Source organism: Anaerocolumna xylanovorans DSM 12503 (genome assembly GCF_900143645.1).
Classification (GTDB): domain Bacteria; phylum Bacillota; class Clostridia; order Lachnospirales; family Lachnospiraceae; genus Anaerocolumna; species Anaerocolumna xylanovorans.
Genome location: NZ_FRFD01000006.1, coordinates 296,135 through 307,855 on the forward strand (window position 1 = coordinate 296,135; position 11,721 = coordinate 307,855).

Annotated in this window: 9 protein-coding genes; all 9 read left to right on the forward strand. The window is 40.8% G+C overall.

Annotated elements, in window-relative coordinates; genetic code table 11:
- Positions 1 to 48 precede the first annotated feature (48 nt).
- Complete coding sequence (locus BUF11_RS11780) at positions 49 to 1,335, forward strand: C40 family peptidase (protein WP_073589038.1); 1,287 nt, start codon at positions 49 to 51, stop codon at positions 1,333 to 1,335.
- A gap of 683 nt (positions 1,336 to 2,018) precedes the next feature.
- Complete coding sequence (gene hpf, locus BUF11_RS11785) at positions 2,019 to 2,546, forward strand: ribosome hibernation-promoting factor, HPF/YfiA family (RefSeq protein WP_073589039.1); 528 nt, start codon at positions 2,019 to 2,021, stop codon at positions 2,544 to 2,546.
- Positions 2,547 to 2,805: 259 nt separating this feature from the next.
- Positions 2,806 to 5,376 (forward strand): preprotein translocase subunit SecA, encoded by a 2,571-nt coding sequence (gene secA / locus BUF11_RS11790; protein WP_073589040.1) that lies wholly within the window; start codon positions 2,806 to 2,808, stop codon positions 5,374 to 5,376.
- A 30-nt stretch (positions 5,377 to 5,406) separates the two neighbouring features.
- Positions 5,407 to 6,526, forward strand: a protein-coding gene (gene prfB, locus BUF11_RS11795) for a peptide chain release factor 2 (RefSeq protein WP_139243394.1) whose coding sequence is annotated in 2 segments (ribosomal slippage) — positions 5,407 to 5,481 and positions 5,483 to 6,526 — 1,119 coding nt in all. Because the reading frame shifts where the segments join, the coding sequence is not laid out codon by codon here.
- Positions 6,527 to 6,564: 38 nt separating this feature from the next.
- On the forward strand, positions 6,565 to 7,038 hold the full coding sequence (locus BUF11_RS11800; protein ID WP_073589042.1) for a chemotaxis protein CheW: 474 nt from the start codon (positions 6,565 to 6,567) through the stop codon (positions 7,036 to 7,038).
- 294 nt (positions 7,039 to 7,332) lie between these two features.
- The gene (locus BUF11_RS11805) at positions 7,333 to 7,773 is read left to right on the forward strand and encodes an ACT domain-containing protein (RefSeq protein WP_073589043.1); all 441 of its coding nucleotides are present in this window, start codon (positions 7,333 to 7,335) and stop codon (positions 7,771 to 7,773) included.
- A gap of 32 nt (positions 7,774 to 7,805) precedes the next feature.
- On the forward strand, positions 7,806 to 9,023 hold the full coding sequence (locus tag BUF11_RS11810) for a homoserine dehydrogenase (protein WP_073589044.1): 1,218 nt from the start codon (positions 7,806 to 7,808) through the stop codon (positions 9,021 to 9,023).
- 56 nt (positions 9,024 to 9,079) lie between these two features.
- The gene (locus BUF11_RS11815; protein ID WP_073589045.1) at positions 9,080 to 10,285 is read left to right on the forward strand and encodes a cofactor-independent phosphoglycerate mutase; all 1,206 of its coding nucleotides are present in this window, start codon (positions 9,080 to 9,082) and stop codon (positions 10,283 to 10,285) included.
- Between the two features lie 55 nt (positions 10,286 to 10,340).
- The gene (locus BUF11_RS11820) at positions 10,341 to 11,627 is read left to right on the forward strand and encodes an aspartate kinase (protein ID WP_073589046.1); all 1,287 of its coding nucleotides are present in this window, start codon (positions 10,341 to 10,343) and stop codon (positions 11,625 to 11,627) included.
- The last annotated feature ends 94 nt before the right edge of the window (positions 11,628 to 11,721 follow it).

An 11,721-nucleotide genomic window follows, 5' to 3' on the forward strand; every position in this document is an offset into this window, starting at 1 on the left:
AATTGAATTGTTACATTCGCATAAAACCGTAAGGAGGTTACATGTCAAATGCTAAAGAGTACTGCTGTTAAGGTATCTTTGTGTACTGCTGCATTGTTCTTTTCCCTGGGTGCGGGAATAAGGGTTCAGGCAGCAGAGAGTATTTCGGACACTGGGCTGGCAGGAATAACGCCTGTTCTTGATAGTTATTACGTGGCTACTGCAGAGGTAGAAAAGGGAGAAGCGGAAGAATTACTGGATTCCTTTGCAAAACAGAAAGAAGAGCCAAGCAGCAATGAAGTGAAAAAGGTAGTATCGCCTTACGCAAATCTGGGAATTTCCGTAGCAGACAATTATGTTAATATCCGAAAGGAAGCCAATACGGAAAGTGAAATCGTAGGTAAGCTGTATAAGGGATGTGCGACAGACATTCTTGCAAGAAAAGGTGACTGGGTTAAGATTAAATCCGGTAAGGTAAAAGGTTATATCAATGCAGATTTTTTAGCTATTGGTACGGAAGCAGAAAAGCTGGTTGATGAATATGCAGATAAATATGCTACTGTAAATACACAAACCTTATTTGTAAGAGAAAAGCCCGGAACGGATAAGACCATAGTTACCATGGTACCGCAGGGTGAAACCTATTATATATCAAAAGAATTCAAAAAATGGGCCAAAATTGAAATCGATCAAGGCGAAAGCGGATTCGTATCGAAGGATTACATAACAATAGATGTAAAATTTAAGTATGCTATCTCCATTGAAGAAGAAATGGCTAAGATAGCGGCAGAAAAGGCAGCGAAGAAAGCAGAGGCTGACAGGCTTGCAGCTCTTGCACAGGAACGTGAAGAGCGGAGACAGAGGGAAGAGGCATCAAAGTCAACCCAAAGCTCCAGTAATTCAAGCAGTTCCAGTAATTCAAGCAGCTCCAGTAATTCAAACAGTTCAAGCAGCTCCTCCGGAAGTTCATCGGGAAGCTCCTCTGGTTCCGGAAGCGGGCAGTCTGTTGCAAATTATGCATTAAACTTTGTTGGAAATCGCTATGTATGGGGAGGAACAAGCTTAACAAACGGAGCGGATTGTTCCGGCTTTGTATATGCCGTATATTCCCACTTTGGATATGATATTCCAAGGACCTCCAGAGATCAGGCAGCAAGTGCAGGACATGAAGTAAGCATAAGCAACTTACAGCCGGGAGATTTGATTTTCTACACGAACTCCGGCGGATCGGTAAATCATGTTGCAATGTACATAGGCAATGGCCAGGTAGTAAATGCCAGCAATGAAAGAGATGGTATTAAGATATCCAGATATAATTACCGTACACCATATAAGGCAAGAAGAATAACGAATTAGTATATTTGTACCGCAGATAGGTTAAACTAGCTGCGGTACTTTTTCGTTTGTTTAAAAGAATTTTGGCAAGGGTAATTTTCAAAAAATGACTGTCAAAAGGTGTTTTTGATAGAATTTTTTGATAATTAACAAAAATTATTTCATTTGAAGAAAATAATTTTCCTGAGAAATTGGGATTGACAAAACCCGGATTGTACAATGTGCACAAAATATCATCCTACGCAATTGTAAAAATATGGGCATTGAGTAGAGGGGAATCTTTATCCAAAAGTTATCCACAATAAAAAAGCCTGATTTTTTCCGCTAATGAAAGTTATACACAGAGTTATCCACATTATCCACAGGTATAAACCACTATTGTGGAATGTGGAGGGAACTGTCAAGGTAGAAAATTTGTTTTGTAAGTTATGATAATATGAAAAGCATGTAAAATATTTGTAGATAAATGGAAACGAATGTAATTGTCGAAAAACTATCAGATATGACATACAATGATAGGACGATAGTCTGATATTTTAGATGAAGTCGGAACAAGTAGGATAGTAGGAACAGTTCTCTTTTTAATTAACAAAGGAGCGTCATGCGTTAGTCCTACTATTCGGAAATAGCTTGTCACATATACGGGCGTGTGTTATAATAATGTTAAGCAATAGTAATATAAAAGTTAAAAGGAGTTGATTCATATGCGTTTTATAATAAGCGGCAAAAACATCGAGGTAACAGAAGGTCTCAAAACAGCGGTATATGAAAAGATTGGAAAGCTTGAAAAATATTTCACTCCTGATACTGAAATCCATGTAACAATGAGTGTCGAAAAAGAAAGGCAGAAAATAGAAGTAACCATACCCATGAAAGGAAGCATGGTAAGAGCGGAACAGACCAGCACGGATATGTATGTTTCTATTGATCTTGTAGAAGAGATTATAGAGCGTCAATTAAGAAAATATAAAAATAAGCTGATTGAACAAAAGCAGGCTATCATAAATTTGAATCAGGAATTTATTGATGATTCTTATGAGGAAGAGAATAGCATTAAGATTATCCGTACAAAGAAATTCGCAATCAAACCCATGGATCCGGAAGAAGCTTGCGTTCAGATGGAGTTATTAGGTCACAACTTCTTTGTATACCGCAATGCGGAAACCGATGAGGTGAATGTGGTCTATAAACGTAAGGGCAATACTTATGGTTTAATTGAACCGGAATTCTAGACAGGATAAAGAAGCAGTAATAGTAAAGAAAATATCAGATTAATCAGGGGGACTGTTAGTACAGCCCCCTTTTTAGTGTTAATTCTGAAATAATATCGTTTAATGCTATAAATTATAGGAATAAATGGTAAGTAAAAGGGCTTTTCTTATAAAATGGTTGCTAACTAACTGGGGAAATGATACAATGTATTTTATGAAAAAATTATTTGACCAGAATTAAATCTTAGCACCCATTGAAATAAATACAGGAGTGAATAATATGAGTCTCGTAACGAAAATTTTTGGTACACACAGTCAAAGGGAAATTAAGCTTATTATGCCCATTGTAGACCAGATCGAGGCATTGGAACCTTCCATTAAGGCATTATCCGATGCAGAACTAAGAAATAAAACCGTTGAATTTAAGAATAGGCTAAAGAACGGTGAAACGCTGGATGATATCCTGCCGGAAGCTTATGCGGTAGTAAGGGAAGCGGCGGTAAGGACACTGGGACAGAGACCTTTTCCTGTGCAGATATTAGGAGGCATTATTCTTCATCAGGGAAGAATCTCCGAAATGAAGACTGGTGAAGGTAAGACACTTACTTCAACATTTCCCGCCTACTTAAATGCACTTGAGGGTGAAGGCGTACACATTGTTACTGTAAATGATTATCTTGCAAAGCGTGACTCCGAATGGATGGGACAGATTCATGAATTTTTAGGTCTTAAAGTAGGTGTTATCCTAAACAACATGGACAACGACCAGAGAAGAGAAGCCTACGCCTGTGATATCACTTATGCAACCAACAATGAACTTGGATTTGATTATTTAAGAGATAACATGGTTATCTATAAAGAACAGCTTGTACAGCGGAAACTGCACTATGCCATTATCGATGAGGTGGATTCCGTATTAATTGATGAAGCCAGAACTCCTCTTATTATATCAGGACAGAGCGGCAAATCCACAAAGCTCTATGAAGCCTGTGACATCTTAGCAAGACAGCTTACGAAGGGCAAAGTAAGCGGAGAGCTTACCAAAATGGCTGCTCTTATGAATGAGGATGTAGAAGAAGAAGGCGATTTCGTAGTAAATGAAAAGGACAAATTAGTCAATCTTACTGCGGAGGGTGTGGAAAAGGTAGAGAATTTCTTCCATCTTGAGAATCTTGCGGACCCGGAGAATTTGGAAATACAGCACAATATTATATTAGCCCTAAGAGCCCATTACCTTATGGCAAGGGATAAGGACTATGTGGTAAAGGATGATGAAGTCCTCATTGTAGATGAGTTCACAGGCCGTATCATGCCCGGACGAAGATATTCAGACGGTCTTCACCAGGCCATTGAAGCCAAGGAAAAGGTTAAGGTAAAGAGAGAAAGTAAGACCTTGGCAACGATTACTTTCCAGAACTTCTTCAATAAATATGCCAAGAAATCCGGTATGACAGGTACTGCCCTTACAGAGGAAAAGGAATTCCGTAACATCTATGGAATGGACGTTATTGAAGTGCCTACCAATATATCGGTAGCACGTATTGACAGACAGGATGCGGTTTATAAGACCAAAAGAGAGAAACTGAATGCTGTCGTAGAAGAGATTGTAGAATCTCACAAAAAGGGCCAGCCGGTGCTGGTTGGTACCATTACCATTGAAGCTTCCGAGGAATTGAGTGAGCTCTTAAAGAAAAAGAACGTTCCTCATAAGGTATTGAATGCCAAATTCCACGAGCTGGAAGCTGAAATTATAGCAGATGCCGGACAGGCAGGCGCTGTAACCATCGCTACCAATATGGCAGGCCGTGGTACCGATATTAAGCTTGGTGCCGGTGTGGTAGATCTTGGCGGACTTAAGATAATCGGTACAGAGCGTCATGAATCCAGACGTATTGATAACCAGTTAAGAGGACGTGCCGGTCGTCAGGGAGATCCGGGTGAATCCCGCTTCTATATTTCCCTGGAAGACGATTTAATGAGACTCTTTGGTTCCGAGCGTTTGATGAGTATGTTTAACTCCTTGGGTCTTCCGGAAGGAGAACAGATTGAGCATAATATGTTAAGCAGTGCCATCGAAAAGGCACAGACGAAGATAGAAAATAACAACTATGGTATCCGTAAGAATCTCTTGGAATATGACCAGGTAAATAATGAGCAGAGAGAAATTATCTACAAGGAAAGAAGAAGAGTTCTTGACGGCGAAAGCATGAGAGATACTGTATTCAAAATGATAACCGATACGGTAGAGGATTGTGTAAACACTTGTATCAGTGATGACCAGCTTGCAGAAAACTGGGATTTGAATGAGCTTAATGATATGCTGCTTCCTATCATACCCCTGGAGCCGATTGTATTGGATGCACAAGAGCTTGACCGCATGAAGAAGGCTCCCCTGATGCAGAAGCTAAAAGAAGATGCTATCAAGTTATATGAAGATAAAGAAGCAGAGTTCCCTGAAAAAGAGCAGCTTCGTGAGGTAGAGCGTGTAATTCTGTTAAGAGTTATTGACCGTAAGTGGATGGACCATATTGATGATATGGATCAGTTACGCCAGGGTATTGGTCTTCAGGCATATGGACAGAGAGATCCTTTGGTGGAATTTAAGTTCATGGGCTTTGAAATGTTTGACGAAATGACAAATGCTATCAGAGAAGATACTATTAAGGCCCTGATGCATGTAAGAATTGAGCAGAATGTAGAAAGAGAGCAGGTAGCAAAGGTTACAGGAACCAATAAGGATGATTCTCTTCAGCAGGGACCTGTAAGAAGAACCGGCAAGAAGGTACAGCCTAATGATCCCTGTCCTTGCGGAAGCGGCAAGAAATATAAGTTCTGCTGCGGAAGGAACTAAATACCGGGCTTTTGGGAAAGAGGTGATAGAGTGGTTGAATTAGACCAGATGAAATATACGTTAAATACGTACAAACAGCCATTACTTGAAGTGGGGGATTCACTTTGACCTGGCTAATAAGCTAGAGCGTATCGATATGATTGAGCATATCATGGAGGAGCCGGGCTTTTGGGATTCGCCGGATAAATCTTCGGGATATGTGAAGGAATTAAAGAACCTGAAGGATATTGTAGGAGAGTACAATGGTCTGAAACAGGGATATGAGGACATAGAGACTCTGCTGGAAATGGCATATGAAACAGAAGATGGGTCTTTGATTCCGGAAATACAGGCGGAGCTTGATAAATTTACCGAAGATTTAGAAGAGATGCGGCTTAATACACTGCTCTCCGGTGAATATGATAAAGACAATGCCATAGTAACCCTCCATGCGGGGGCTGGCGGAACAGAGAGCTGTGACTGGGCAAGCATGCTGTTTCGAATGTATCAGAAATGGGCTGATAAAAAAGGTTTCGAAACCCAAGTGCTGGATTATCTGGATGGGGAGGAAGCTGGAATTAAGTCGGTAACCTTTCAGATAAACGGATTGAATGCCTTTGGACATTTAAAATCCGAAAGAGGTGTTCACAGGCTGGTTCGTATATCACCTTTTAATGCAGCAGGAAAACGCCAAACCTCTTTTGTGTCCTGCGATGTAATGCCGGACATTGAAGAAGATACGGGAATTGAGATTGACGAAGGGGACTTAAGGATTGATACTTACCGTTCCAGCGGTGCCGGCGGGCAGCATGTTAACAAAACTTCGTCCGCTATCCGTATAACCCATATCCCTAGCGGGATCGTCGTTCAATGCCAGAATGAACGTTCACAGTTCCAGAACAAGGATAAAGCGATGCAGATGTTAAAGGCAAAGCTATATCTTTTAAAGCAGCAGGAGAATCAGGAAAAGGAATCAGGAATCCGCGGTGAAATAAAAGACATTGCATGGGGAAGCCAGATAAGATCCTATGTTATGCAGCCTTATACCATGGTGAAGGACCATCGCACCAATATGGAAATCGGAAATGCAGCCAGTGTTCTGGACGGTAATCTGGATCCTTTCATTAATGCTTATTTAAAGTGGGCCAGCATTGGCCAGACAAAAGAATAACAGACACAGTTTGTTCAAATGAAAAGGGGGTACCGCATATGATTGCAAAACAGTCTCTGCAGACAAAGCAGGTTATATTTACTTTGAATGATGAAGAATTTGGACTGGATATTATGGTTGTTAATGCTATTGAAAAATTCACGGATTTAATTCCTGTTCCTAATGCACCAGCTTATATTCACGGCATAATGAATTTAAGAGGGGATGTAATTCCGGTTTTCTCACTAAGAAGAAAATTTGGCTTACCAGATAAACCTGTCACAGAAGACTCCAGACTGATTATCACAAAATCGAATGGAATACTTATGGCTTTTGAAGTGGATGGTGTAAAAGAAATCATCGAAATACCCCCTGAAAATATCAGTGAGACCCCTGCTATTGTAAGAGGAATCAATACAACCTACATTCGAAATGTTGCCAATATGAATGGAAGAATGGTAATATTACTGGATCATGACGGGATTTTGTCCTCAAATGAGCAGGAAAAAATCGAAAATATATTGGCTAGGTAAGCTTATCAAACTGTTGTAAAAGTAAAGTAAATATTTATAGAAGCTCCATGGCTTTCCGGCAATCTAAAGGAAGGACATGGAGTTTTTTGATTTACAGGAAGATTTTGAATTGTGCATTTTGAGCAAAAGGAACAGTTAAAAACTTAAAAAATGCATATTTTGTCTTAAGATTGATAATTTATTCAAAAACTGTTGCATTTGAGCATAATATATGCTAAGATATCTTTCTGTGAAAGACAGTTGTATCTCATATACATACAATAGATAACAGGAATGATAAGGAGAAGCGTCCATATGGATGAAGGAAAATACTTCATTGTCAAGAAAAAAGCAGTACCGGAGGTTCTTCTAAAGGTAGTGGAAGCAAAAAGGCTTTTAGACTCTGAGAAGGTGTTTACGGTACAGGAAGCAGCTGATATAGTAGGAATCAGCAGAAGCTCCTTTTATAAATATAAAGACGATATCTTTCCTTTTCATGAGAACACAAGAGGAAAGACAATTACCTTTATGCTGCAAATTGATGATAAGCCGGGTATCTTATCCGGTGTGTTAAATTGCATATCACAAAATGGTGTAAATATATTGACCATACATCAGAGTATTCCTGTTAATGGGATTGCATCCCTGACATTAAGCATAGAGATACCGGGTCAATTTGAAAATACGGCAATAATTTTTGAGGCCATTGAGGCTTTGGATGGAATACATTATACCAAAATCTTAGCAAGAGAGTAGCAGGGAATAATAACTGATAGAAAGGAGTTTACATGGTAAATATAGCGGTTTTAGGTTATGGAACAGTAGGGTCCGGAGTGATTGAGGTATTGAATCTGAATGGTGAGAGCATCAGTAAGCGCTGCGGGCATGATATTAATGTGAAGTATATATTAGACCTGAGGGATTTCAAGGGTGAGCCGGTTGAAAAGCTGATTGTTCATGATTACAATGTTATTGTAAATGACCCGGAAATTAAGATTATAGTAGAGGTAATGGGTGGAGTTGAACCGGCCTATACCTTTGTGAAAGAAGCTATTTTAAAGGGAAAAAGTGTTTGTACCTCCAATAAAGAGCTGGTAGCAAAGCATGGTGCGGAACTATTGGAGTTATCTAAGGCCCAGAAGGTGAATTTTCTCTTTGAAGCAAGCGTAGGAGGCGGAATACCGATTATCCGCCCCCTAAACCAGTCCTTAACAGCAGATGAGATAGAAGAAATAACAGGCATATTAAACGGCACAACCAATTATATTCTAACAAAGATGAGCGCAGACAACGAAGGTTTTGATTCAGCCTTAAAGGAAGCGCAGGCTTTAGGGTATGCGGAGCGCAACCCGGAGGCTGATGTTGAAGGATATGATGCATGCAGAAAGATTGCAATTCTTTCTTCCCTGGCCTTTGGCATGCAGGTGGACTTTGAAGATATTTATACGGAGGGTATTTCACAAATATCGGATATCGATGTTTTATATGCCAAAGCGATGGGAGCAAGCATTAAGCTCCTTGCCACCAGCAGAAAAGTGGGGAACCGGGTTTATGCCATGGTTGCTCCTATGCTGATTAAGCCTACCCATCCCTTATTCAGTGTAAATGGGGTATTTAACGGGATATTCGTCAGAGGAAATGTCATTGGTGATGTTATGTTTTACGGAAGCGGTGCCGGAAAGCTTCCAACTGCCAGCGCAGTGGTAGCCGATGTGGTAGACGCAGCAAAGCATGTGGGTACCAATATTATGACTTTCTGGAGCAGTAAGAAACTGGAACTGGCGGATGCAAAGACAGCCCCGCACCGTTTCTTTGTCAGAATATCTGACTGCGATGATAACACACGGGAGTTAATTAATCAGGTCTTTGGTAAAATAGAAGAGATTAAGGTAAATGCAAGGGAGAAGGATTATGCCTTTTTAACAGAAGCTTTAAGTGAAGCAGAATATGATGAAAAGGCAGATAAGATAGGAAAGACCTTAAACCGTATCAGAGTCATGTTTTAAACATTTCACATTTTTTCATATACGGAAAAAAGAAGAATTCCGGGAAAGAAGGCTTTATGAAATACGTTATTGTACTTGGAGATGGAATGGCAGATGAACCCTTAGAAGAATTAGGCGGTAAGACACCGCTTGCTTATGCACATACCCCTTATATGAACGAACTGGCCAGGATGTCAGAAATCGGTCTGGCAAAGACTGTACCAAATGGTATGAAGCCAGGCAGCGATACTGCCAATCTGTCAGTTTTAGGATATGATCCCAAGGAGAATTATACAGGACGTTCCCCTTTGGAGGCATTAAGCATTGGTGTTGATATGAAGCCGGAGGATATTGCTCTGCGTTGTAATATTGTTACACTGTCAGAGGAAGATGTGCCCTACGAAGAAAGAACAATAATAGATCACAGCTCCAGCGAAATAACCACTGAGGATGCAGCGGTACTGCTGGCAGCTGTTAAGGAAGCACTGGAAACGGAAAGCTATAAATATTATGTGGGCACCAGCTACCGCCATTTAACCATATGGGATAAGGGCGAAGTTGTGGAATTAACGCCTCCTCATGATATTTTAGGTAAGGTAATCAAAGAATATCTGCCGGAAGAAAAAGCGTTAAAAGAGATGATGGTAAAGAGCTATGAAGTCCTGAATAATCACCCTCTTAATATAGAAAGGGTGGAGAAAGGGCTACATAAGGCTAATTCTATCTGGTTCTGGGGAGCTGGTACTAAACCGGATCTGGCAGGCTTTGAAGGTAAATTCGGGAAAAAAGGTTCTATGATATCAGCTGTGGATTTGTTAAAGGGAATTGCTGTGGGAGCCGGAATGAAAGTAGTTGAGGTAGAAGGGGCGGACGGAACTCTTCACACCAATTATGAGGGAAAGGCCATGGCAGCCGTTAAAGAGTTGACAGAAAATAATCAGGATTTTGTATATATTCATGTAGAAGCTCCCGATGAAATGGGTCATCAAGGCAGTACTGTGAATAAAATAAAAGCAATAGAGTATTTAGATAAAAGGATAATAGGGATAGTAAAGGAGCAATTGGAAAAAGAAGGAGTGGAATACAGGATGTTAATAATGCCTGACCATCCGACGCCGATTCATTTACGTACCCATACTGGAAACCCTGTTCCTTATATGCTCTATGACAGTACCAAAAAGCTTGATAACTCCTGGGAATACACAGAAGAAGCTGCACTTATGAGCGGCAGCCTGGTGGAAAACGGGTATGAGATGATTCAAAAGCTGTTTGAAATGAAATAATATTTTTTCCGCAGGAGCATGAACGGCCTTTTGTGAATATAAAAGGAGGCATTATATGCTTATTGTTAAAAAGTTCGGAGGGACATCAGTAGCTGACAAGGAGAGGATACTGCATGTTGCCGGGATATGTGCCGAAGAATATAGCAAAGGCGATGACGTAGTGGTGGTACTCTCCGCAATGGGAAAGCAGACCGACGTCCTTTTAACACAGGCTGAAGAGATAAATCCAAATGCACCAAAAAGAGAAATCGATATGCTGCTCACCACAGGAGAGCAGATATCCGTAGCATTAATGGCCATGGCTCTTGAATCGAGGGGAGTCCCGGCCATTTCTTTTCATGCTTTTCAGGCAGGTATCTATACCACCAGAGCCTATGGAAATGCAAGAATTCAAAGAATTGATACGGCCAGGATGGAGGAAGCCCTGGCACAGAGAAAGGTAGTAATCGTAGCGGGTTTCCAGGGAATAAGTGAAGAAGGAGATTATACCACCTTGGGCCGCGGCGGCTCTGATACAACGGCAGTAGCACTGGCAGCAGTGCTAAAGGCGGATGTCTGTGAGATATTTACAGATGTGGACGGCGTATATACCGCAGACCCCAGATTGGTTCCGGAAGCAGTAAAGTTAAAGGAAATCACCTATGACGAGATGCTGGAACTGGCCTCCTTAGGTGCCGGAGTTCTTCATAACCGGTCTGTTGAACTGGCCAAACGATTTGGAGTAGAACTGATTGTAAAATCCAGCTTTCAAAATGCGGAAGGTACAAGAGTCTGCGACAGAACCAGAAAAAAAGAAACTACGCATATATTGGAAGACGGCATCCTTAAAGCAGCCCAAAGCCTTGAGGGAACCACCATGGAGGAGATGCTTGTAAGCGGAGTTACAGCGGATAAGAATGCCGCCCGTATTCAATTAAAGGGCATTAAAGAAACGACGAAGGAAATGTATAAAATATTCGTAAAGCTGTCAGAACAGCACATCGGAGCAGATTCAGTGCTCATGTCTCCAAATAGTGATAATACGACGGACATCAGTTTTACGGTTCCAAGAGACCGGCTAAAGGAAACCGCAGAAGTTCTAAACCTGTACAGCAAGGAAGGCTCTTCGGACGTGGAAATTAAAATAGAAGATAAGATAGCCAAGGTATCTGCTGTAGGCGCAGGAATGATGTCAAATCCGGCAATTGCAGTAAGCATGTTTGAAGCGCTTTATGAAGCAGATATCACCATTGAGATGATTTATGCTTCAGAACTTCGCATTACAGTGCTGGTAAATGAAGAAGATACCTTAAAGGCAATAAGGGCAATACACGGGCATTTAATCGAAAGACCATTACGATAAGAGACTATATTCCGGCATTTTTTAAAATATAAGGAATTTATCTTTGAATTGAATAAATTACAAGAGGTGCAGAAGTTTTCTGTGAGCCTTCTGC

What these genes read in the sequence shown, in the direction of transcription:
- BUF11_RS11780 (WP_073589038.1), top strand. Translation starts at nt 49, where the DNA reads ATGCTAAAGAGTACTGCTGTTAAGGTATCTTTGTGTACTGCTGCATTG.
- hpf (WP_073589039.1), top strand. Translation starts at nt 2,019, where the DNA reads ATGCGTTTTATAATAAGCGGCAAAAACATCGAGGTAACAGAAGGTCTC.
- secA (WP_073589040.1), top strand. Translation starts at nt 2,806, where the DNA reads ATGAGTCTCGTAACGAAAATTTTTGGTACACACAGTCAAAGGGAAATT.
- BUF11_RS11800 (WP_073589042.1), top strand. Translation starts at nt 6,565, where the DNA reads ATGATTGCAAAACAGTCTCTGCAGACAAAGCAGGTTATATTTACTTTG.
- BUF11_RS11805 (WP_073589043.1), top strand. Translation starts at nt 7,333, where the DNA reads ATGGATGAAGGAAAATACTTCATTGTCAAGAAAAAAGCAGTACCGGAG.
- BUF11_RS11810 (WP_073589044.1), top strand. Translation starts at nt 7,806, where the DNA reads ATGGTAAATATAGCGGTTTTAGGTTATGGAACAGTAGGGTCCGGAGTG.
- BUF11_RS11815 (WP_073589045.1), top strand. Translation starts at nt 9,080, where the DNA reads ATGAAATACGTTATTGTACTTGGAGATGGAATGGCAGATGAACCCTTA.
- BUF11_RS11820 (WP_073589046.1), top strand. Translation starts at nt 10,341, where the DNA reads ATGCTTATTGTTAAAAAGTTCGGAGGGACATCAGTAGCTGACAAGGAG.